The organism is Microvirga sp. VF16, from assembly GCF_016864375.1.
Lineage (GTDB): Bacteria > Pseudomonadota > Alphaproteobacteria > Rhizobiales > Beijerinckiaceae > Microvirga.
In genome coordinates, this window is sequence record NZ_CP069354.1 from 4072940 (window position 1) to 4094226 (window position 21287).

Below are 21287 nucleotides of genomic sequence, written 5' to 3' on the forward strand. Positions count from 1 at the left end.
AGCCGGGAATGGGACGGTCTTCAGGCACCGCGCAGAAGAGCTTGGGTCGCTGATTGTTGCGGAAGAGGTTGTACGCACACCCCCGCAGGACCGTACCGATTGCCGCCGAGGCATGGATCATTGTCATGGCATTTCCCCTACCAACCGCGCGCGCTCAGTTCTTACGGAGAGCTTCGCGGTCTGTGCCAGCCTCATGCTGGGCCACTCGTACGGTGGCAAGTAGGTCGATTCGCGCCGGTTTTGTCTGTCGGATTCCCAACACACACGAAGAAAAAGCCAAGTTTCCGCCCAGCACCGCAGCCGAATACTGTTGAGATAGCTCGATAGGATGAGCAATGACGGTCCTTCAGCAAACTCCACTCTCTGAGCGATTCAGCTTTGCTTTTCCCGTCCGAGTCCCGACACGCGGATCAAGAATTTGCGCAACGGGCAGACCCAGTGCCCCGCCTATGAGCATAATCGCATTCTCAGGTCGGATGCCCCTCCGTTTCCTCGATCCCAGGTGATTGTTCGACGGGTATCTGCTGATCCGGCACTTTGGCACTCTCGCTCGGATCGTGCTTCCTATCCTGGTGTGCCGGGTTGCCGGTTCCGTCTTCCTGCACACCACTGCGTCGGCTGCTGTTGACGCTCAGGTTCTCTAATCCCGTATCCTCGTTCGGTTGCTTGTTTCCTGCCACGGCCACCTCCTCGGGACAGCACATCCTTTGGAGAACGGTGATCGCCGTGCTCGGTTGCCGAATCTATCCCGTCACCGCATGTCTGATCCGAGCAGCAGCTTCTATGGGTTCGATGCCATCGGTGTACCAATCGAGGATCGCCAAATAGAGGCCATTTCGCAGAAGCTGGTGATGCTCGGAGGGAAGGTGCTCCTCAATGGCCGTCAGATATCGCGAGAAGGGCTTTAGCATCGGACCAGCCTCCGTTGATGTTCATCGCTCCGGGACAGTGCCCCTCCAGGTAGAGCACCAATGGAGCAGCATTTTGTCCTTCACCCTCTACCCAAACTTTGACCGCGCTCTGGCATTACGGGAGAATGACAGGCCGAAGTCGTACAGCCCAGCGCGGTTGCTGTCCCACCAATGCCTGGGTTTGCTGAGGTGAGTGATGCGACCGCTGGAGCGCGTTCACATCGTCGGAGCCGCCGGTTGCGGATCGTCCACACTGGGATGGGCGCTGGCGCAACGGATGGCATGTCAGCACCTCGACCTCGACGATTTCCACTGGCTTCCGACCACGCCAGCCTTCCAGAGCAAGCGGCCCACACTTGAGCGAGTGCGCCTGCTTTCAGACGCAACAGCATTCTCTCCCCAATGGGTGCTGTCCGGGTCCATTGCAGGCTGGGGCGATGCTCTGATCCCGAGCCTCGATCTTGTGGTCTTCCTGTATGTGCCGACCGAGATCAGGCTGGCTCGGCTTCAGCGACGCGAACGGGCACGGTTTGGAACGGCGCTCGATCCGGACGGTCAGATGCACGACCAGCATCAGGCGTTTCTCCGCTGGGCCGCAGGGTACGATCCTGGTCTGAGCGGTGGGCGCACATTATGGGCCGATGCCACATGGCTGGGCTATCTGCCCTGTCCTGTGATTTGCCTTATCGGGGAAGCTGAGACAACGGACCAGATCGACCGCGTTCTGTCCTTCTGGCACACGCAGGCCCATGAGCCGTTGAGCAGCCGTCACTCGACCGCAGAGGTCTTTGCCATGATCCAGGACAGCATCGCCTGCTTTCGGGAGAGGTCCTCTGGCTCCACTTGGTCCCGAGATTCTTCGAATTAAGCGCTTCTGGCTCACTGCGAACGCCGGAACCAAGGTGAGCGCTGCCCGTTGGGGTCGAAGTCTGAGGAGCAGCCCTCATGATCTCGGGCGACCTCGCGTTCTACATCGCGCTCGGCTTTGGTGCCCAGCTTGTCGATGGGGCCTTGGGCATGGCCTACGGCCTGATCGCCACCTCGGTCCTGCTGGCCTCCGGAGCGCCGCCCGCGCTGTCCAGCGCCAGCGTCCATGCGGCAGAGGTGGTGACCACCGGTCTGGCAGGTGCATCCCACGTCTGGCACCAGAACGTGGAGTGGCGCACGTTCCGCCGCCTTGCGGCTGCTGGTGTCTTCGGGGGTGTAATAGGCGCTTATATCCTCACTGAACTACCAGAGAAGCCGGTGAAGGTGTTTGTCATCCTCTACCTTTTCGGCATGGCCCTCCTGATCCTGCGCCGGGTCATCAGCGGCGGTGCTGAGCGAAAGCACGTGAGGGGAACACTGCCCATTGGTGTGGCGGGCGGATTTCTGGATGCGGTTGGCGGCGGGGGTTGGGGTCCTATCGTCAACTCGACCCTGATCGCCCGAGGCGAAACGCCTCGGATCAGCATCGGGTCGGTGAGCCTTGCGGAGTTCCTCGTCACAGCAGCGATCTCGGCGACCTTCGTCATGACGCTGGACCTTGCAAGCTACGGACAGGTGGTTCTGGGCCTGATCATCGGTGGGGCTCTGGCGGCTCCATTCGCCGGATGGTTCAGTCGTGTGCTGCCGCAGAAGGTGCTGATGAGCCTTGTGGCCCTGACCGTCAGCGCGCTTGGGGTCTACAACTTCGTGCAACTCGGCAGTACGTAAGAGCACGGATGCGACGTAGGCTGACTAAATCCTCGGAACGCAGGCAATTCTGCCGCTTTGGTCTGTAGTGCGACAGTTTTGGGTCTGAGCGAGCGGCACAATCAGTCGCGAGTGACATGGGCAGTCTAGCTCCATGTGCTGCGCCTTCGTTCCTCATGCAGGGCGTTTACAGCCTCTGGAGAGCGACATGCGTGTTTATCACTGTCTGCTGCCGGTCCTTGGTGTCGCCCTGATCACGGCTTCGGTTCTGGCGCAACCGAGCCCGCCCACAGCGTCGTCCCCGCAGACCGCTGCGGGCGGCTCGATCACCCAGTTACAGGCGGATCGGTGGCAGGCTTCCAAGCTGGAGGGGCTGGATGTCTACAGCAGTAACAACGGCGACAAGATTGGCGACATCAGCGACTTGCTTTTCGAGGACAGCGGCAAAGTCCAGGCCGTAGTGATCGAGGTTGGCGGATATCTGGGAATCGGCGAACGCGACATTGCAGTGCCGTTCGACCAGATCAGGTTCGTCAACGAGCCACGTGGCAACGCCACTGGCACGACCACAGGCGAGGCCCGATTGCCAGGAACCAGTCCTGGTGGCGGCACCGTCGCCTCCCCCGCCGCAGCCGGAACAGCAGCAGTGCCAGCAGACTCCAACGCTCCAGCCGCCTTGAATATGGCTCCCAACAACGCTCTTGCCTCTGGCACACCAGGAGTGTCAGGAATGGGAAGAATGGGCGCTGCCAAGAGCGGTCCCATCCCCGATCATGCCGTTCTGCTAATGAGTATCATCAAGGATGAATTGCGGACGGCTCCCGAGTTCAGAGCACCCCGCTGAGGTTTGTTTCCTGTGACGCGCTTCGGAGCTACCCGTGGCGATTGGCATAGCGGCGTTTCTTCGCGAGGTCCTTCTGCCCTTCGCGCACCTTGGCTGGGACAATTACCTCCTTATAGCGGCGGATGTGCTTCTTGAATGATGGGCGCATGCGCGATTTACCGGCCATTTGCTTCGTCCCTTTCAGTTGATGCAGCAGCAGTCGCGGCCCTATATACCGAAGATGCCGTTATCCTCCCGCCAGGGGGCGAGATGATGAAGGGCAGGCGTGCCATTCAGGTATTCTGGAAAGGCGCTGCCGAGCAACTTGGCGATGGGAAGCTCACGACCGTCGATGTGAAGCCGCTCGGCAGTGAGGCAGTGCGAGAGATCGGCACCTTCACGTTCCGGACGAAGGGAGCGCAGCCGCAGGAGATCACTGGCAAGTATGTGGTGGTCTGGGAGAAGGTCGGGAGTGATTGGAAGCTCGCAACCGACATCTGGAACACAAACAAGCAAGCCGTGGCTTACAGCCTGCTGTCATCACACCGAAAGCCGTCAGGAGGCTCTTGCGCGTAGGCGCAGTGCTCAGCCGGAACTATTGTATCTGGATCGCGTTGGCTCTTGTTCTGCATGAACGGAGGACACCATGTGCCACTATCGAGGATCATATGTGTCCGAGGACAGGGCGAAGGCTGAGGCTGATCGCCAACGGGAGCTTGAGGCTAAACGCACCCAAGCTGTCGATAAGCTGAAGCAGGAGGCTGACACAGCGGCTCGGAAAGCGGCGTCCACACCAGCAAAAGAGCCTGTTCCGGCAAAGTAGCGCGTCGCTTTACCTCCAGGAAATTCAGCGCCCTGAGAACACCAGCACAGGTACTGGAAGAGCGCAGAAGAAAACCCGGTGCTACCCAGCACCAGGTCTAAGGGATTTCGTCTGACCAGCGAGGACCGACCCGCGCAATAGAGCGATGGAATTAGGCTGCCTTCTTGGTGCGACGGCCCTTGGCAGGAGCGGCTGCTTCAGGGGCTTCAATTGGAGCCGCCCTCTTCTTGCGTTGCTGGCCGAGCCCCATGGTCTTGGCAAGTTCAGAACGTGCCTTGGCGTAGTTCGGCGCAACCATCGGGTAATCCGCTGGCAGGTTCCACTTGGCGCGGTACTGCTCAGGGGTCATATCGTAAGTGGAGCGCAGGTGGCGCTTGAGCGACTTGAACTTCTTCCCATCCTCCAGGCAGATGATGTAATCCGAAGTGACGGATTTCTTGATCGCGACAGCAGGTGTCAATTCGGCTGACGGTTCCTGGCTCTGCCCTTGGGCGGTCTTCGTCAGCGCGGCATAGACGGAGTTGAGCAGCACTGGCAGGTCGGCAGCGGGAACGGAGTTGTTGCTGACGTAAGCCGAGACGATGTCCGCACAGAGTTCGATGTAGCTCGGAGAGGTTGCGCTCTCGCTCATGATCTTCTTGTCCTTGGCTGTACGGGAATAGTTTTCGCGAGGTGAGTAGAACAAGATGATGTTCTAACAGGATCAACAGGCACGACCCGTGCAGCACAACAGATACCTGTGATCTTGGCCTTACCTATGTCCTTTGCTGAAGTTTGGCAACGCCCTCCTCCGACATTGAAGTTAATCATTGCCTTTGTGCCACTAAACTTCACGATTGGGTTCGAATATCCCGAAACCCTTCGAGCCGGGAAACGTCAAGCTGAAACGCTCCCGCGCTACAGCCGTTGACTGGACAATAGATCGCGGTTCGCGATTGGCTCATGGAGAAAAGTCATGCGCGCAGGGATGAAATATGCTGCTCTTGCCGTCACCCTCCTGTTCCCGACCCTCGCTGTCGCCGATCCCGGTGGTGCAGCAGCGGGTGCCGCCGCAGGCGGTGCAGTGGGTGCCGTCGTCGGAGGTCCAGTTGGTGCAGCAGTTGGTGCCGGTGTGGGTGGCGCTACTGGTGATGCGGCGTCAGGACCAGACCAGAAGAACATTGTGATTGAGAACCGGGATGTTGGCACTACCGGCAGCACCGGCTGCTCGACAACCACGAAGCAGACCACGGACGTAACAGGCACCACCACAAAGCAGAAAACCGAATGCTAACGACCATCTGTCAGGCCACGCGTATTCCCGCACCGCTTTTGGCCTGACACACCCCAACCACGAGAGGCCAGTCCGATGATGTGCCCATTCTGCAAGCAAGAGGTCGATGAACCCTGCCATAATACCGTTGAGATGCAACGGCGGGCTCGCGATCACATCGAGCGGTGCGACAAGGCTCTCAAAAGCCTAAAAGGGATCAAGTACAGCTAAATGTGGCGGTTGGCGCAGTGACGCTAAGACTGCTCGCGGCCATGTACCTGAGCAGGAGGAGCGGTCGCTTCGACCGCCGTGAACGTCTCCAGAATGCGGTACGTGTGCTCGGCCCCGGCGGGCACGACCCAGGAGTCCCCTGGTTCCAGCCGCACGGACTGCCCCTCGATTTCCAATTCAGCCCGTCCGGAGATGACGTAGCCGACCACCTCGTAGTCGTGCTTGTGCATGGGTTTGTCTCGCGTGGGCTCCTCGTCGCGCCAGAGCCGCATCGACACCCGTTTGCCTGACGCGAGATAGACCTCACCTTGATCACCGGTCGGCGAGTAAGCGCTGTTCACTTTTGTCACGGTCGTGTCGGTCATCTCACCCTCCTAACTCAGCCTTGCGAAGGATTATGGCAGTGATCAGCGTCGAGGCTGACGGGTTGCAACAAAAACCCCGTCTGCGGACGGGGTTAGAGTTTCAGGAGAAACCATGCTGTGTAAGGCAATGTCGCCCCACCTGGGTCAGTTCCTGCCGCTGAAGAAAGAAAGTTGAGCCGAACGAAGGGGCTGGGCCTCCCGTTGTTATGGCATGCGCCGCGTGGCGCAAGAACGACCGATGGAGGAACACATGTTTGCGAAGCATCTTGCGTTAGCTCTTCTTGGTACAACTCTGATTGCCGCCCCGGCTCTCGCCCAAACCAGCCCGCCCGCAGGCTCGCCGCCAGCACCTTCGGCGGGTGACCGCAGCTTCGGCGCGAATGAACCAGCACGCATGAACACGGGCAACTGGCTGGCCCAGGAGCAGCCGGGGCAATGGCGGGCCTCCAAGCTCGAAGGCTTGGATATCTACAATCAGAACAATGAGAAGATCGGCGACATCAGCGAACTGCTCGTGGACAGTAGCGGCAAGATACAGGCCGTGGTCGTCGGCGTCGGCGGGTTCCTGGGGATCGGTGAGCGAGATGTGGCGATCCCGTTCGATCAGGTTAAATTCGTGAATGAGCCGCGCGCTGTGGCGACCACAACCACGACGACCGATCCGAATGCCCCGGCTGCTCCAAGAGCTACCGCGACGGCTCCGGGGGCGGCCAGCCCGACGACTGCGCCGACCACCACCGGCACAGTGGCCACGGATCGGCCTGCCGATGCGGCTGCTCGCGCGGCTCCGGATCATGCGATGCTGACGACGAACATGACCAAGGATCAGTTGAAGGCGGCTCCCGAGTTCAAATACGCTCGGTAAGTATGATCCTGGCACGAAGGGGCCGAGCGGCCCCTTCGGCTTTTTGCTGCTGTCTCAGAGGCACGTAGAGTCGTGCCTACCTGAGAGAGTGGATTTAGCTATTCGTAGCGGTTGATCTTGTGCCGCTTCTGCGCAGGCGAAACGTATGGCTTCACGACCGCGACCCAATGCCCCTCACTCCATTTCCACCAGATGCTTCCCGTGCTGATATCGGTGAAACGCATAGGCTTCGGATCAGCCACCATCAGGGGTTCGGTCCGGTGCGGGAACATCGGCGTCGCCATAGCCGCGCCGCCCGTGGAGTTTGACCTTCGAGGTCGGTGCGGGGCGTTCTTCCAGCATCCGCACGGCTTTCCAGACCGAGTTGACAACCCTCTGAATGGGACTAAGCGGCGTCTTGCTCATGATCGGTTCGCCCTCCCTAGAGGGTCGTCCGCCTGCGGGTGAAATACCAAACCGCAGCAGCGATCACGATGACCAGCAGAAGAACCCACCACCAAGTGGCGAGCCCGCCCCCAGGCGCTGCCGCATCGCCAGGGGGTGTCGCTGGGGCGGTCGTCTGAGCCAGGAGCACTGAGGATGAGAACGCAAGCAGGGCAGTCCCTAAGAGTGAGGCGGATAGAACATCGCGCATGTGCTCCTCCTTGATTTCTCTCAAGTAAGCGTCGGAAGGTCACGGAGCTAAGAACGGACCACTATCTGGTCCATCAGATGCTGTAGCTCGGTGAGCTTCTGAACATGGGGATTACGCTCGCGCTGGTAACGCTCCTCAAGCTGGGCAGCAAACCGCGTTCTGATGGCTTCGGGGCCTGCCCACGCCTGAAGCTGCTCCTGGTCACTGTGGTAGCGAAGTTCAATATCCGCCAGTGCCGCCAGGGTGCTCTGAAGTTGGGGCAGCAGGTCGGCTGGATACCATGGGCCTTGCATCGACAGAGCAGAAGCCTGTCGCGCGACAGAGGTATGCGGCATGGAACACCCTCCCTCTTCTCACGAAGAAGGAGAGGATAGCAGCATTCGGGTTAGGGGTAACTCGAATATCGGATGGGAGATCGAGATTGATCAATTTTTCAGGCTTTGACCGATGGCTCGTCTGCAAAGCGGCCAAAACGAATGCCTGAGCCTCAGAGTCAACTCTATCGTAATCGTCCGTTCACGATGCTGGAGTTCCGCACGATGGAGGATGCTCGACACGCAGCAGCATCGGAACCGATGAAGCATGTTCTCGATGAGTTGCTGTCGGTTGGAGTAGTCGCCAAGATGTTGCTGGTAGAACGCTCGCCATTCACGCCTGAACCCATCCGGGCTTGAATTCAGAAGCTCAGAGATTGATCCAGCCACTCCCCTTTTGTCTTTAGACCTGAGTGTCCCGACCGCCGCTCATCCCTTACGTTTGATGCGGGTCGGCCCCACCTGCTGGAACCGTGCTTGCCGCTTCCACATGACCAATGGCCTGAAGCCGGGTGCCAATCCCGAACTGATCAAGAGTTGCTCTCGGCAAGCGAATGAACGTGCCAATCCGGCTCTTCAGGAACTCGAAGGCGCGAAGGAAGGCTTGCTCCTTGTCGGCGTCAGAACCTTCGACAGCGGCTGGATCGTCGATGCCCCAATGCGCGATTGCGGGATGTCCGGGCCAGACCGGGCAGGCTTCGCCAGCCGCGCTGTCGCAGACGGTGAGCACAAAATCCATCACAGGGGCTCCCGGAGCCGCGAACTCGTCCCAGCTTTTCGAGCGATACCCGTCTATCGGATAGCCGTGGTCGCCCAGCACCTTCAGCGCCAGCGGGTTCACGCTGCCCTTGGGCTGGCTGCCTGCCGAATAGGCTACGAAGCGGCCCGCGCCATCCTTGCGCAGAATGCCTTCCGCCAGAATCGACCGGGCCGAGTTGCCGGTGCAGAGGAACAAGACATTGTAGGTTCGCTCGGTCATGGATGACCTCCCTGTGCGAGACATTGCACCTCAGCCCCGTGCTCGGAAGCGCCAAGTCTCTGCGGCTGAGGTGCTGGTTCTACAAAGCAGGCGGTTGCTCCCGCTTGGTGCCGAAGGAGCGTGCGGGGGTGCCAGGGAACAGTGACACGTGCGTGTGCTGGGCCACCCATTCGTCGCCCACGGCCTGCCGCCCGAGCACAACCGTCGCGCGCCCAGGCCGATCAAATGCCTTGCCGCCTTCGGTGTAGCCGGTGGACTCGAACACCGCCATGCCGACTGCCGTGAGGCGGTCGCCCGAGATAATGGTACGTAGATCATCAAGACGCCAGCGGAACTGGTCGATATGCCCCCAGACATGACGCCACTGCTCTTGTTCGGTTGCCTCGCGCCCCATCGTGAACGCTGTGAACGAGCCGAAGGTGATCATGTCTGCGGCGAAGAGCGGGCGGGAGCCCGCGAAATCCACCGTTTGAATACAGAGTTGGAGCTTCTGAAACCAGCGGCGGATCAGGGTAACGTCGTCATCTTGTTCAGCCATGACAGCCTCCAGGGGCTGAGGCTTGGAGATAGGAGGGTGCGCCTGCGTCAGCAGGGGGTCAAGCCGTCAGCAGACTTCAGGTTCGCCGCCGAATGGGCTGGCTGACGGGTAACCGCAGGTGTATGTTGACGCTGTAGCCAAGGTGGAGCAAGGCCATGATCACAGCCGCTCGCCAACACCGCCATCCCATTCTCAAAGAGACAGATCGCAGCCGGTCGGCACGGCGCAAGCGGGCGCGGCTGCGTCACACTCATCCCCTCACTCATGCGCAGCACCTCGCCCTGGTTGAGGAGGTTCGTGCGGGCCGTCGCTCGCAGTCCGTGCGCCACCAGCTTACGGCCTTTCTGCCGCATCTACGAGCGTTTGCGCTGCATCTCACCCACGATCCGGTCCGGAGTGATGATCTTGTGCAGAGCACCCTCCTGCGGGCATGGGCGAACCTGGATCGCTTCCAGCAGGGCACGAATCTTGAGGCATGGCTGTTCACGATCCTGCGCAACAGCTTCTACTCGGAGCACCGCAAGCACAGACGGGAGGTTGAAGACCCAGACAGCGGTTATGCCAGACGCCTGATGGTTTATCCCGAGCAGGAGCATCACTTGATGCTGCAAGACTTACAACACGCGCTGGCGCGTCTGCCGCCCGAGCAGCGCGAGGCTCTCCTCCTGGTGGCGGAGCAAGGCGAGACCTACGAGAATGCGGCGGCTCTCTGCGGTGTCGCGGAGGGCACGATCAAGAGCCGCGTGAACCGCGCACGCACCCAACTTGTAGCGATATTGCAGATGGAGAACCGGCATGATCTTGGCCCGGATCGGCTAATGCAAGCCGCACTCCAACATCCGAAGGTTGCGGCTGCCATTTAAACCCGTTCTTGGTTCCACCCCGAGGGAGGACCAAATGCCGACTTCGAAACCTAAGAAACCAGCGAAAGACGCGAAGGCAGCGGAGAGTGCGGCCCGAGAGCCGACTTCCGCTTTCCTGAAGCCGCTCCAGCCCTCGCCGGAACTCGCTGCCATTGTCGGCGCGGCTCCGTTGCCGCGCCCGGAGGTGGTGAGCAAGGTCTGGGACTACATCAAGAAACACAAGCTTCAGAACCCGCAGAACAAGCGTGAGATCATGGCGGACGAGAAGCTTCAGGCGGTGTTCGGAGGTAAGAACAAAGCCAGCATGTTCGAGATGAACAAGCACCTCGCCCAGCACCTCAAGTGAAATGCGGTAAAGGGCAAGCTATGCAAGCTTCTGGGGATAGCGATCTGAGTGGTGGGTTATCGCTGAGCCACTCGCCTCAGTTCAGCGGCGTGAACTCGCTCGCGGAGCGCAGCGTTGCGCAGGTAACGGGCCGCAGACCGCAGGCGGGTGGCCTCATCCGATTGATGCTGATCTTCCAGTAGCTTGATCTTAAGGTCAAGCCTCGCAACAGCCCGCTCCCGACATTCGGCCCAATGCTCAAGGACCTGTGCCTGCTGAAGCAACCCCGGATGGTGGCAGAGTTCGATCATCTGCACACCAAACATATTCGTTCAGAACAGAGTGATCCTGACAGAGGTTTGCGTCGGAACAGGGGCCACCCGAGCATCATTCTCGCGACCTGACGATGGAGCGGGAGCTTCGCGACTGCGAGCAGCGAGTATGCCTGCATGGCACAACCGTCCCTTTCAGAGATCGGCAATAGCGCGATGCCGTACAGCATCAACAGAGCGGGTTCCAATCAGCTTGCCCCGTCCTCCTGCTCCCGCAGTCGCTGGATGAGGAAGGCAAGTTCTTCCGGAAGGGGCTCGTTTAAGGCGACCGGGTTCTGAGACCGGAGGCAACGTCCAATCTCGGCAGTAAGCGCGGCTGGCGTCAACGAGCCTCTGTATAGGTTATGCGATCCTAAAGAACTGTCAGCCTTCGCAGCATCAGGCTCGCCATCGTCCGGTGTATCCGCAGCCATCGCGATCTTCCGGCTGCCCCAAGCCCGCGAAATCCGTTCATCCCGTTGTGAGAAACAACCCGCAGCAGGAGGTCCAGTTTCTGCAAAACTGTTTACATAGGTTAGGAATAGTGGGAACGTGGCCGCCAACTGAGTGCTGGTCATCATCGAGCATCTGTGCGACTCCAAGCCTTGATGGAGGGCTCCGATCATCCTCAGTTGTCATCACAGGTTCAGTCCGAGCGCGAGTACCGGTGAGGTTTCGAGGCGAGGTGTCTCATGGCGCACAAGTTCCAGGTTGGTCAGACGGTTCTCCCGGCCCATCCCAGGCGAGCCAATCCCGATACATACGTGATTGTTCAGGCGCTGCCTGAAACATCGCACGGGTCTCAATACCGGATCAGGGCGCTGTCGAGTGCTACCGAATGCGTCGTTGGCGAGACGCAGATCAAGAAGGTGCCAGCAGAGCCAGATCACCCTGTGAAGGTCTCACGTCACTAGGGGGTATGCCATGCCCGTAGACCCGCCGCCGAAGCCAAGTGATCGTGAGATGGCTCCAGTGAGTGGACTTTTCGCTCGTATGCTCAATTGGATAGCCGTCGTGGTCGGGATTGGCTTGTGCTGGTGGGCGGTCATGCTCTTCGTCTAGGGATGAAACTGATCGCCAGCGGGAGCGCGAGGCCAGACACCCATGGTGCTTGACCTGAGCAAAGAGCAACTGGGCGTTCTCAGGCGCGCCCTCGAAGCGAGAGTACGTGACATGCACACGCGCTTGGGAGGCGACCCTGGCGATGAGGGCTTCCGGCGCGAAGCAACACTCGCGACACAGCTTCTTCGGCAGGTCGAAGCTCTGGAAAGACAGGCTGGTCAACGCGCCTGGAGCATTGGGAGTATCGAGTCCTTGCCAGAAGAGGACGAGAACTGAATGAGAGCACGCCGTCTGGCTGGGCTTCCCTTCGTCGTGCTGTCCAAACTGATCGGCCTCGCCAAGCAGTTCTCACGATCACCAACTCAATCCCGCTCTCATCGAAGGGTCACACGTGGGCGGAGTCCTCCTCGACCAGGGTTCTGATCAGGCGCAGCAGTTCCTGCTGTTCCGGACCTGCGCCGCGTCCCAGGAAAGCCGCGATCTCCTCATGTTCCACCTGCCTCCAGAAGCCACATTGGCCTCGTGACGGATGAACACAGCACCTGAAGGGTCTGCAATCAAGTACCAGCGGTCACCGCTTGAGCTTTCGTAGAGCTTGCGCACCTTTTTCATAGGAGTTCCTGTCGGATGGATATAGCGCGCTTATTGTACCTATTAGACAGAAGGCAGAAAGCGTCCTCTGCGCGGTCGGAAGTTGCCTTATGGGACCTGAGCCGCATCGTCAAAAGGGTCTGGGAAGGGCTAGGCTACCCAGAGAGATTTTGGTCCATCAGTTCGACAGGCTCCACAGAATGAATAGTCGAGATGGCATGCTTGTAGACGATCTGTGTGCCATTGCCTCGCACAAGCTGGACGGTGAAGCTGTCAAACGATCTGATCTGGCCCTGGAGCCTGATCCCGTTCACAAGAAACATCGTCACCTCGATCCTGTGGTCGCGGAGATGCTTCAGAAAGATGTCCTGGAGAGTTGAGGTGCTTGGTGCGGCCATTTCCTGTTCCTGTTGGAAGATCGCTGCGCTAGAGCAGACTGCCGCTGGTAAAAGCACCGGGCTGGCAAGACCCATCACGGCTCCACTGGCAGAGGATTAAAGCTCCTGCTGGATGACATTCTGCCCACAAAATACGCCTGGATAACTCCGCTGTCCTCTTCTCGTGAAGAAACATTCAGCGAGCTTGACGCGCCACCGGCAGTGATCTTTCCGTTTTCCAGATAGACGCGACCGGCACTCACCACGGTGACTGGAACAGACTGGGCCATGTGGGCGTGCTGCATGAACTCGGGGAAGAGCAGCGGGAGTAACTCGCCACCATCGAGTTTGAGCATGACATACTTCATAGCCATGGATTTCTCCCATTCTAGGCGCGGCAACCGTCTGGGTAGTAAGATAGGAGGGCCTTTGAAAATAACCGAGGCCAGTACCCCTATGGCCCCGTTAATCGCCGAAAGGATATTCCTTTGTTTGAGAAGAAGCAGAGCTATACACCCACAGAAGCCCAGCGGGCCTACGTGCAACTGGATCAGCTTGTCGCCAAAAAGACCATCAATCCACGACAGGCCAGTGCTTATCGGCGACACATCACCAGCCGAGTTCAGGTGACGTTGAAGCCGTCCTACACCGCACAGGCGGCACGGCGAGCCAAAGCCGAGATTGTAAAACTGACTGAAGCTGGCACCATCACCATGAAGTCAGCAGCGGCATACCGGGCGCACATCACCAAGCGGACTCTAGCAGCCTGAGCATCGGCAATACCCAGTCCAGCAGAACGGGTCCGGTGCGTCCGCTCTTGGATTTCCGGGGATCGCCGATCATCTCAGTTAAGTTCAGCGGGCGCATCATTTTCGTCAGCCGCGACTACAAGGGCGCGGGCTGAACAGAAAGCACGCGACCACAGGGCTCTCTCAATGGTGCCTGACGAAGCTATGATCTCCAGTCTGGTGGCTTTTCTGGTTGCGGTGTTTTTTGTTCCTCTTTCCCTTCGAAGCTTTCCTATCGCCGCTGTGCAGGATTGACTGCACCACCTCGGAGGCGATGCTGCCCAAGGAGCCAACTGCCGACCGCACCGTGTCTGCCGATGCGGTTCCAGCCCGCCCGCCCCTATCGACGACCGTCTCGCCTGCCTGTGCGACCTGAGCGCCGCTGGGCCGGTGCTGCGCCAGTGTCGCGGCGGCGGCTCCAGCGGCAGCGATCAGGGCATCAGCCAGCACGGCGCGCCCAACAGGATCGTTGAGGAAGGATGTGACCGCCGCCGACTTGCGCAGCGGCTTTGGCACCTTCATGCCCGCGATGGTCTTCGGGAGTTTGATCTTGGCCTTTGCCATCTCTGACCTCCTCTTCACGAAGCAACTTTTGGTAGCCCATTCATCGTCCCAGGATTGGGCTCGTCCCTGTCTTCCCTCGCGCACTACAAACCGGACAGAATGCAACACCTGATTTGATGCTTTAGCTGCTCCAGCCGCTGAATGTATGGCTCTCGCTCCCGCTGGAAGCGTGCCTCAGTCTCCATAAGAAACCGCTGTCTGACAGCAGGGGACTCGTGTTCTTGGCGCTCGCAGACAGCCTCGTAGCGGATTTCCACATCAGCCAGAGCCGCGAGTGTCATCTGAAGTTCGGGGAGCAGATCGTCGGGATAGCAGTCGGTGCGATCTACCTGAGTGGCCCGTCGGCGGGTCGAGACAGTTCGTGGCATGTCGATCTCCTCCCGTGCTTTCAAAGAACCGTCAGGGGGTGCGCTTTTGACAGAGAAATGACCTATGGCTCAGTTGGCTTGGCGTCCGGCTCCCTCTGCCCTAGCGGACGTGCGCCCTCCCGCTCTTGTAGCTAGCGAACGCGGATCGCAAGCTCGATGGAGAGCGGCCCCTGAGAAGTACTGAGTACCGAGATCGGAGACAGCGTCCGATCTCGGCGGCAAGCTGTGGCGTTGTCGGCGAGCCGTTGAAGGGGCGCTTTGGGGGTGCCCGTCCCTCGGCTCTAGCGGGAGTCGTAGCGCCATCCTGCGACCGAGACTTTGCAGCCATGATCCTTTTTCGGCTGCCCCTGATCAGTTCAGACTATTCATACGGCTCTCGACCCCAACCGCCGACGCTCATCTGGGTTTCAGCTATGCTGTCCCCATATTGATCTTGGCCTGGAACGGCACTCTCGACCCCGGAGTTGGTTTGGTGAAGCGGAGCCGGATGCCGTTCTAAGTCCGGTCTCCTGGCGGAGAACGGCGATGGTCCACGCATCCTCAGCCCCCGGCCAGCCCATCCCTGGTGAGACGCCAAGTCAGCCTGTGACGTGTCCGCCGGATTGCGACCTGCCTGAGAACTCGCAAGAGAACCTCGATGCAAGGCTCGACCATGCCATCGAGGAGACCTTCCCGAGCAGCGATCCGATCTCGGTGATCGTCACCAAAAAGGCCGTCGCCCCCGACCAGCAGGAGGTGATCGCCACCGCCTCCAGGGGCCAGGGCCGTGCGGGTCAGGATCAAGCTGAGCAGGCAACCGCCGAGAAGCTTCTGGATCAGGTGAACGAGGCACTACAAGACATGGCGCAGACGGCCTCCGGGACGGCGCGCGAGGCTTACCGCTTGGGCCAGCGCTATGTGCGGCATGCCCGCGACAGCTATCCCGAGGCTGAGCGCTCCTATCGGGCGAGTCGTCGGACGCTGCACCAGTGGATGACGGACAACCCATGGTCTTCGCTTTTTGTGGCGGGGGCGATTGGTTACGGGCTAGCCTGGATGATCCATGGCAAACAGCGCGGTCCCGGCAGGCGCGTGCCGGATTATGCCCGAACCAGACGCGACTATGCTTCGCAGGGTGACACCCACCATCGGTGGTGATGTGCGCACCAGCGCACAGGAAGCAGCAAGGTCACTCGAACACTTTTCAAAGGAGGAAGTGATGGCACAAACTGATACGACAACTCGCACCGACGCACCGGGAGTGATGACCGGCAAGCCCTTGATCGAGAGTGATCGGGTCGAGGGAACGGCTGTGTATGATCCGCAAGGCGACCACCTCGGCTCAATCAAGCGCCTGATGATCGAGAAGCTCAGCGGCAAGGTCGCCTACGCGGTGATGTCGTTCGGCGGCTTCCTCGGGATGGGCGAGGACGAGCACACCATCCCGTGGGGCAAGCTGACCTACGACACTGGCCTGGGCGGCTACCGCACGGACATCACCGAAGAGCAGCTACGCGGCGCTCCGACCTTCTACCGGGATCGCGATGATTACGACTGGTCCGACCGGGAGCGCGAACGGGAACTGCACGACTACTGGCGAGCCCCGTACTACTGGCCGATCTGAAGTCGCAAGTGCGGTTATCGGAAGGCAGCAGACACGAGCCAAAGGGCCACACCGCCCTTTGGCTGGATGTCAGACGGGAATAGCACAGGATGCCCGACGACCCTGAAGCCTCACCTCTCGACAGCATCGTTGCACTGGCCCGCCAGATCGCCGACGAGTGCCCCTCCTGTGCCAGCCGCGCCTCTGACATAATCATGTGGGCGAGCGAGATCAGAGAGCGGCGACCAAGCAGAGAGGAACTGGCAGCACTCGTCGATGCCACGTGCAAGGGCTATCTCCCGGATGATCAGCGTGAGTTGCTGATCAAGGGTCTTAGGGCGTTTGTTCGCTTTGCGGAGTAGCAGGTGCTGGACTTCTGCTCGCGAAAGCCTTGAGCCATGTATAGGTCCAATATGCCCTCAGATAATACCAGACATTCACACAGCGATTGAAGGCTGCGTTCAAAATGATAAAGAACCCTTGGCTCAGCCTCTGGCTCAGTGCCGCAAACACCTGGACTGGTGCTGCCCGTGGTTTCTGGACGGCAGAGATGCACCACCAGCAGAAGGCCATGTTGAATGAGATGACCCGACCGAATTCTCCGTCCTCGACCAAAACACGTCCATCCAAGAAATCGGCGTCAGGGGTGCGAAGGAAAGCCAAAGGCTGAACACGGCCATACCTTCCGATCCAACAAAGCCCTTAATAATCCGGCACAAGCCGTTGCTCGACCAGCGGCGCGTCCATCCGGAACAGCAACCCCTCCCTGTCGTAGTGAACCTCCACCTGGGCATTGCACTGCATGGGCAGAACCCGCTGGAGCAATGTCGAGCCGAAGCCTTGGTGCTGCGGCTCACTCACCGGTGGACCACCGAACTCTGTCCATTCCAGATGAAGCCTTCTGCCCTCATCACTCTCAACCACGTTCCACTTGATCTGAACGTATCCAGCCGGAACGGACAGAGCCCCATAGCGGATGGCATTCGTGGTCAGTTCGTGAAGTGCCATGCCGACCGGCACGGCCAAATCAGCCGCTAACTCAAGTGATGGTCCAATCAACATAAATCGAGGCACTCGGCTCTCAGCGAATGGCTTGAGTTCGTTGAGGACAATCTGGCGAAGCGGGGCTGTTTGCCAGTAGTCTTCGGTCAGCAAATCATGGGTCTTCGCCAATGCGGCGATGCGGCGCGAGAACGACCGATAAAACTCGTCAAAGCTGCCGGTGGAGCGGCCCGTGGCTCCAACGAGCGCCTGAACCGTCGCCAGGGTGTTCTTCACCCGATGATGAAGCTCGCGAACCAGCAAAGCTTGCCGCTGCTCGACCTGACGATTGGCTGCCAGCCTTTCATTCTGCTCGGCGATGATGCGACGCAGTTCGAATTGTGACATCACCTGCTGCGCCAGCATAGTGAGGGTGGAAGCCTGCTCCTCTGTCAGAGCACGGGGCGCATGATCGAGCACACATAACGCTCCCAAGGGCACCCCAGCGGGCGTTTCCAGCACCGCCCCGGCATAGAAGCGCAGGTAAGGCTCCCCTGCCACCAGCGGGTTACGGGCAAAGCGCGGGTCCTCGTTCAGGTCCGGAACCACAGTCAGCCCAGATTGAAGCATGGCGCTGAGGCAGATTGAGCGGTCGAGCGGTGTCTCGCGCACCCCAAGCCCCACCTCGGCCTTGAACCACTGCCTGCCCTCGTCAATGAGGCTGATAAGGGCGATAGGAGCCTGACAGGTGCTGGCCGCAACCTGCACAAGATCATCGAATGTAGGCTCTGGCGGCGTGTCGAGAACCCGATAGCTGCGCAGGGCTGCGAGCCGGTTACTTTCTGTCCAGGAGGGATACAGTTGATCGTTCAACACGAGCCAGTTACCACTGGGGACATCCGTAAGAACGTGCTGTTTGGGACTGGGTTCAATCCAAATTGACCTTATCCCAAAGCAATTTAGGGGCAGCCGACCAGAATCTGCTGGCAAGCTTGGACCAGAACCGCAGACGGGACTGGCTTCTCGATCCAGGTGAGGTGATGAAACTCTGCAAGAAGCTCGCGGTCCTCGTGGTGTCCCGAGTAGATCAGGAACGGCACCTCACGGCGACTTAGCTCCAAGGCGATCTCGCGGCACGGACCATCTTTCAGAGCAGCATCCAGAATGGCTGAGTCAGGTGTCTCGGTCCGGAGCCATTCGAGAGCGGCGGAGCAGGTGGGGAAGGGACCAGCCACCCCATAGCCTGCGTCCTGCAACTCGTCCTGGAGGTCGAGCGCGATGAGGGCCTCGTCCTCCAGGAGGAGGATAAGCGGTTTGCCGTGAGCCTGCTTGGTCATCGGAAAAGCCTTTGCCCACCCAGCTTGAATCTATGCTGAATAATGGGCAAGCTTGACGATCACTTGGGTTAAGGCAGCAGCTTACCGGGCCGCCAGCGCCGCCTTGGTCACATCGTTGGGTCCAGGTTCGGCTTCACTGGTCAGAGGTCCAGGAGCACAGCCCGCTTTTATCGAGCATGGTCCAAGCGACTATTGACGGTCCCGACCACCACATCGGGAACCATTACGGCCAAGCCGCGTTAGGGCAAGTTGGCTTGCCGCCGAAGTCAGAAGCAAGGGCACAGGCCAGGGCTGTTGGGGAATTTCAGGATGGATGTTGCACAGGCTCACCAAGAGCCCATGAGCGATGACAAGCGCTTCCAGCTTCTTGTCAATTCCATCACCGACTATGCTATCTACATGCTCAATATGCAGGGGCATGTGAGGAGTTGGAACTCCGGAGCCCAGCGCCTTAAGCGCTACGCTGCCCCCGAAATTCTGGGTCGCCATTTCTCGACCTTCTACACTCCGGAAGACCGGGCCGCAGGCATTCCCGCCTTGGCTCTGGAGACCGCCGCCCGAGAGGGCCGCTTCGAGGCAGAAGGCTGGCGTGTCCGCAAGGACGGCACCCGATTCTTTGCCAACGTCGTGATCGACCCGATCCGGGATGAGCAAGGCCGCTTGATTGGGTTTGCCAAGATCACCCGCGACATCACGGAACGGCGGGTGGCCCAGCAAGCGCTGCGTCAGAGCGAGGAACGGTTTCGGCTGCTCGTTCAAGGGGTCACCGACTACGCCATCTACATGCTCGACCCACAAGGGGTCGTAGCAAGTTGGAATCCCGGCGCAAAGCGGTTCAAGGGCTACACCGAGGAGGAAATCATCGGTCAGCACTTCTCTCGCTTCTACACCGACGAGGATCGGCAGACCGACTTGCCACGGCGGGCGCTGGAGACGGCAGTCCGCGAGGGAAAGTTCGAGCAGGAGGGCTGGCGGGTGCGCAAGGACGGCACTCGCATGTGGGCGCATGTCGTCATCGACCCGATCCGGGACGACCACGGCCACCTGATCGGCTTTGCCAAGGTCACCCGTGACATCACAGAGCGCAAAGAGGCTCAGGAGGAATTGAGACGGAGTGAGGAGCGCTTCCGGCTGCTGGTCCAGGGCGTCACCGACTACGCCATTTACATGCTCGATCCTGAAGGCCATGTGACCAACTGGAACTCCGGAGCACAGCGCCTGAAAGGCTACCGGGAGCACGAGATCGTCGGCCAGCATTTCTCGACCTTCTACACGCCCGAGGATCGCGAGGCCGGTCTGCCACAGCACGCTCTGGAGACCGCTGCCCGAGAAGGCCGGTTCGAGAAGGAGGGCTGGCGCGTCCGCAAGGATGGCAGCCGGTTCTTCGCCCATGTCATCATTGATGCCATCCGGAATGAGCAGGGCCACCTAATCGGATTCGCCAAGGTCACCCGTGACATCACCGAGCGAAAGCAGGCTCAGGAAGAGCTTGAGAAGGCGCGCATTGAGGCCCACCAGTCCCAGAAGCTGGCGGCTATCGCCCAACTGGCCTCGGGCATTGCCCACGACTTCAACAATCTGCTGACCGTTGTCATGGGCAACCTCGACATGCTCAAACGAGCCAAGGAAGAGCGTCGCCCCAGGTTGATCGACAATGCCCTACAAGCGGTCGAACAGGCCCGCAAGTTGACCGGCAGGCTCCTGGCTTTCAGCCGCCGCCAGACCCTAGTCCCGGAACCAGTGGACCTGAAGGGCATGATCGCCGGAATGGACGACATGCTCACTCAATCGCTACGCGGCGACATCCGGCTGGAGTTCGATCTGGCTGAGAGGGTCTGGCCGGTCGAGGTGGACCCAACCCAGCTTCAGATCGCGCTGATCAATCTCGCAGTGAATGCGCGTGACGCGATGCCGAAGGGTGGCACCTTCCGCGTGAAGACGGAGAACATCGTTCTGCGCAGCGGCCAGATGCGGGAGGCGGTGGCGATCAGCCTGACGGATACCGGGGTCGGCATCCCCGAGGAGGCTCTGTCCCAGGTGTTCGAGCCCTTCTTCACGACCAAAGAGGTCGGCGAAGGCACCGGACTCGGGCTGGCCCAGGTTTATGGTTTCACGCAGCAGTCGGGCGGCACGGTCGATATTCGCAGTGAAGTGGGCCGGGGCACGACAGTGACCTTGTACCTGCCCAAGGCAAAAGACCCGGTCAAGAAGCCAGACGAGAATGCCGATACGCCTGCCATCGAATCCCGTCCGCTGCGCATCCTGCTCGTCGAGGACAACCCTCAAGTGGCGGATGTTGCCGTCGCACTTCTCACGGAGCACGGGCATGCGATTACCCATGCGAGCACAGCCGATGAGGCATTGGCGCGGCTCCACGCCGAACCGGCCTTTGATCTTGTGTTCTCCGACATGGTGATGCCCGGTGACCTGGATGGGCTGGACTTGGCCCACCGCATTCAAGCGAAGTGGCCTGCGCTGCCGGTGCTGCTGGCGACGGGGTACAGCGCTGCGGCCAACCGGGCGACTGAGGAAGGCTATACGCTGCTGATCAAGCCTTACCCGCCTGATGTGCTGCTCACTGCGATCCGAGAGATCACGTCAGTAGATCACCCCGCTGGTACATCAAACGTGATCCTGCTCACACGGCAAGCACCATAAGCCTGTGAACTCTCGTTGCTGCCTACACCAGTGAACAGCAACCGCGTCCAACATTCCCCATTGCCCTGCTC

At 59.9% G+C, this 21287-nt stretch carries 29 protein-coding genes and 1 pseudogene; 14 read left to right on the forward strand and 16 right to left on the reverse strand.

Annotated features, from left to right (window positions below; genetic code table 11):
• Positions 1-467 precede the first annotated feature (467 nt).
• Positions 468-680 carry a hypothetical protein gene (locus tag JO965_RS19000; RefSeq protein ID WP_203440571.1) on the reverse strand — a complete coding sequence of 71 codons (213 nt, stop codon included), beginning with the start codon at positions 678-680 and terminating at the stop codon, positions 468-470.
• A gap of 63 nt (positions 681-743) precedes the next feature.
• Positions 744-911, reverse strand: coding sequence for a hypothetical protein (locus JO965_RS19005; protein ID WP_203440572.1), 168 nt, complete (start codon positions 909-911; stop codon positions 744-746).
• Positions 912-1107: 196 nt separating this feature from the next.
• On the opposite strand from JO965_RS19005, the gene JO965_RS19010 reads away from it, so the two are divergent.
• The 3 genes from JO965_RS19010 to JO965_RS19020 all read left to right on the forward strand — a co-directional run bounded on the left by JO965_RS19010 (position 1108) and on the right by JO965_RS19020 (position 3429).
• On the forward strand, positions 1108-1779 hold the full coding sequence (locus tag JO965_RS19010; RefSeq protein ID WP_203440573.1) for a hypothetical protein: 672 nt from the start codon (positions 1108-1110) through the stop codon (positions 1777-1779).
• A 77-nt stretch (positions 1780-1856) separates the two neighbouring features.
• Positions 1857-2606, forward strand: a complete 750-nt coding sequence (locus JO965_RS19015; protein WP_203440574.1) for a sulfite exporter TauE/SafE family protein — start codon at positions 1857-1859, stop codon at positions 2604-2606.
• Between the two features lie 187 nt (positions 2607-2793).
• Positions 2794-3429: a PRC-barrel domain-containing protein gene (locus JO965_RS19020; RefSeq protein WP_203440575.1), complete on the forward strand. Its 636-nt coding sequence runs from the start codon at positions 2794-2796 to the stop codon at positions 3427-3429.
• A gap of 28 nt (positions 3430-3457) precedes the next feature.
• Here JO965_RS19020 and JO965_RS19025 read toward each other — a convergent pair whose 3' ends face one another.
• The gene (locus tag JO965_RS19025) at positions 3458-3595 is read right to left on the reverse strand and encodes a hypothetical protein (RefSeq protein ID WP_203444355.1); all 138 of its coding nucleotides are present in this window, start codon (positions 3593-3595) and stop codon (positions 3458-3460) included.
• Between JO965_RS19025 and JO965_RS19030 the strand changes: the two genes are divergently transcribed.
• Positions 3568-3984, forward strand: a complete 417-nt coding sequence (locus JO965_RS19030; RefSeq protein ID WP_246776905.1) for a DUF4440 domain-containing protein — start codon at positions 3568-3570, stop codon at positions 3982-3984. The two genes, JO965_RS19025 and JO965_RS19030, sit on opposite strands and share 28 nt — an antisense overlap.
• 398 nt (positions 3985-4382) lie before the next feature.
• Here the strand turns inward: JO965_RS19030 and JO965_RS19035 are convergent, their stop codons facing one another.
• Positions 4383-4862 (reverse strand): MucR family transcriptional regulator, encoded by a 480-nt coding sequence (locus tag JO965_RS19035; protein WP_203440577.1) that lies wholly within the window; start codon positions 4860-4862, stop codon positions 4383-4385.
• Between the two features lie 324 nt (positions 4863-5186).
• Between JO965_RS19035 and JO965_RS19040 the strand changes: the two genes are divergently transcribed.
• On the forward strand, positions 5187-5504 hold the full coding sequence (locus JO965_RS19040; RefSeq protein ID WP_203440578.1) for a glycine zipper domain-containing protein: 318 nt from the start codon (positions 5187-5189) through the stop codon (positions 5502-5504).
• 233 nt (positions 5505-5737) lie between these two features.
• On the opposite strand, the gene JO965_RS19045 is transcribed toward JO965_RS19040, so the two are convergent.
• On the reverse strand, positions 5738-6079 hold the full coding sequence (locus JO965_RS19045) for a cupin domain-containing protein (RefSeq protein ID WP_203440579.1): 342 nt from the start codon (positions 6077-6079) through the stop codon (positions 5738-5740).
• 250 nt (positions 6080-6329) lie between these two features.
• Here JO965_RS19045 and JO965_RS19050 point away from each other — a divergent pair, with 250 nt between their 5' ends.
• Entirely contained in the window at positions 6330-6944 is a 615-nt protein-coding gene (locus JO965_RS19050) for a PRC-barrel domain-containing protein (protein WP_203440580.1), read from the forward strand.
• A 234-nt stretch (positions 6945-7178) separates the two neighbouring features.
• Here the strand turns inward: JO965_RS19050 and JO965_RS19055 are convergent, their stop codons facing one another.
• From JO965_RS19055 to JO965_RS19075, 5 genes are all read right to left on the reverse strand, one after another.
• The gene (locus JO965_RS19055; protein ID WP_203440581.1) at positions 7179-7349 is read right to left on the reverse strand and encodes a hypothetical protein; all 171 of its coding nucleotides are present in this window, start codon (positions 7347-7349) and stop codon (positions 7179-7181) included.
• A gap of 16 nt (positions 7350-7365) precedes the next feature.
• Positions 7366-7578 (reverse strand): hypothetical protein, encoded by a 213-nt coding sequence (locus tag JO965_RS19060; protein ID WP_203440582.1) that lies wholly within the window; start codon positions 7576-7578, stop codon positions 7366-7368.
• 47 nt (positions 7579-7625) lie between these two features.
• Positions 7626-7913, reverse strand: coding sequence for a hypothetical protein (locus JO965_RS19065; RefSeq protein ID WP_203440583.1), 288 nt, complete (start codon positions 7911-7913; stop codon positions 7626-7628).
• Between the two features lie 415 nt (positions 7914-8328).
• Positions 8329-8871 carry an arsenate reductase ArsC gene (locus JO965_RS19070; protein ID WP_203440584.1) on the reverse strand — a complete coding sequence of 181 codons (543 nt, stop codon included), beginning with the start codon at positions 8869-8871 and terminating at the stop codon, positions 8329-8331.
• Positions 8872-8950: 79 nt separating this feature from the next.
• A complete protein-coding gene (locus tag JO965_RS19075; protein ID WP_203440585.1) occupies positions 8951-9409 on the reverse strand; it encodes a DUF4440 domain-containing protein in 459 nt (152 codons plus the stop codon).
• A gap of 155 nt (positions 9410-9564) precedes the next feature.
• Between JO965_RS19075 and JO965_RS19080 the strand changes: the two genes are divergently transcribed.
• From JO965_RS19080 to JO965_RS19090, 3 genes are all read left to right on the forward strand, one after another.
• Positions 9565-10272, forward strand: coding sequence for a sigma-70 family RNA polymerase sigma factor (locus JO965_RS19080; RefSeq protein ID WP_203440586.1), 708 nt, complete (start codon positions 9565-9567; stop codon positions 10270-10272).
• Between the two features lie 34 nt (positions 10273-10306).
• On the forward strand, positions 10307-10618 hold the full coding sequence (locus JO965_RS19085) for an SWIB/MDM2 domain-containing protein (protein ID WP_203440587.1): 312 nt from the start codon (positions 10307-10309) through the stop codon (positions 10616-10618).
• A gap of 982 nt (positions 10619-11600) precedes the next feature.
• Positions 11601-11822, forward strand: coding sequence for a hypothetical protein (locus JO965_RS19090; RefSeq protein ID WP_203440588.1), 222 nt, complete (start codon positions 11601-11603; stop codon positions 11820-11822).
• An 894-nt stretch (positions 11823-12716) separates the two neighbouring features.
• Here JO965_RS19090 and hfq read toward each other — a convergent pair.
• Positions 12717-12959 (reverse strand): RNA chaperone Hfq, encoded by a 243-nt coding sequence (hfq, locus tag JO965_RS19095; protein WP_203440589.1) that lies wholly within the window; start codon positions 12957-12959, stop codon positions 12717-12719.
• Between the two features lie 74 nt (positions 12960-13033).
• Positions 13034-13312: a hypothetical protein gene (locus tag JO965_RS19100; protein ID WP_203440590.1), complete on the reverse strand. Its 279-nt coding sequence runs from the start codon at positions 13310-13312 to the stop codon at positions 13034-13036.
• Between the two features lie 114 nt (positions 13313-13426).
• On the opposite strand from JO965_RS19100, the gene JO965_RS19105 reads away from it, so the two are divergent.
• A complete protein-coding gene (locus JO965_RS19105; protein WP_203440591.1) occupies positions 13427-13708 on the forward strand; it encodes a hypothetical protein in 282 nt (93 codons plus the stop codon).
• A 162-nt stretch (positions 13709-13870) separates the two neighbouring features.
• Here the strand turns inward: JO965_RS19105 and JO965_RS19110 are convergent, their stop codons facing one another.
• Both JO965_RS19110 and JO965_RS19115 read right to left on the reverse strand, forming a co-directional pair.
• The gene (locus JO965_RS19110) at positions 13871-14290 is read right to left on the reverse strand and encodes a hypothetical protein (protein ID WP_203440592.1); all 420 of its coding nucleotides are present in this window, start codon (positions 14288-14290) and stop codon (positions 13871-13873) included.
• Between the two features lie 83 nt (positions 14291-14373).
• The gene (locus tag JO965_RS19115; protein ID WP_203440593.1) at positions 14374-14658 is read right to left on the reverse strand and encodes a hypothetical protein; all 285 of its coding nucleotides are present in this window, start codon (positions 14656-14658) and stop codon (positions 14374-14376) included.
• A 525-nt stretch (positions 14659-15183) separates the two neighbouring features.
• Here JO965_RS19115 and JO965_RS49410 point away from each other — a divergent pair.
• From JO965_RS49410 to JO965_RS19130, 3 genes and pseudogenes are all read left to right on the forward strand, one after another.
• Positions 15184-15366 (forward strand): annotated as a pseudogene (locus tag JO965_RS49410) (hypothetical protein); the annotation flags it as partial.
• Positions 15367-15856: 490 nt separating this feature from the next.
• A complete protein-coding gene (locus tag JO965_RS19125) occupies positions 15857-16261 on the forward strand; it encodes a PRC-barrel domain-containing protein (RefSeq protein ID WP_203440594.1) in 405 nt (134 codons plus the stop codon).
• A gap of 89 nt (positions 16262-16350) precedes the next feature.
• A complete protein-coding gene (locus tag JO965_RS19130; protein WP_203440595.1) occupies positions 16351-16602 on the forward strand; it encodes a hypothetical protein in 252 nt (83 codons plus the stop codon).
• 340 nt (positions 16603-16942) lie between these two features.
• Here JO965_RS19130 and JO965_RS19135 read toward each other — a convergent pair whose 3' ends face one another.
• Positions 16943-18097 carry a sensor histidine kinase gene (locus tag JO965_RS19135; RefSeq protein WP_203440596.1) on the reverse strand — a complete coding sequence of 385 codons (1155 nt, stop codon included), beginning with the start codon at positions 18095-18097 and terminating at the stop codon, positions 16943-16945.
• Between the two features lie 83 nt (positions 18098-18180).
• Positions 18181-18558 carry a response regulator gene (locus JO965_RS19140; protein WP_203440597.1) on the reverse strand — a complete coding sequence of 126 codons (378 nt, stop codon included), beginning with the start codon at positions 18556-18558 and terminating at the stop codon, positions 18181-18183.
• A gap of 339 nt (positions 18559-18897) precedes the next feature.
• On the opposite strand from JO965_RS19140, the gene JO965_RS19145 reads away from it, so the two are divergent.
• Positions 18898-21216 (forward strand): PAS domain-containing sensor histidine kinase, encoded by a 2319-nt coding sequence (locus JO965_RS19145; protein WP_203440598.1) that lies wholly within the window; start codon positions 18898-18900, stop codon positions 21214-21216.
• The last annotated feature ends 71 nt before the right edge of the window (positions 21217-21287 follow it).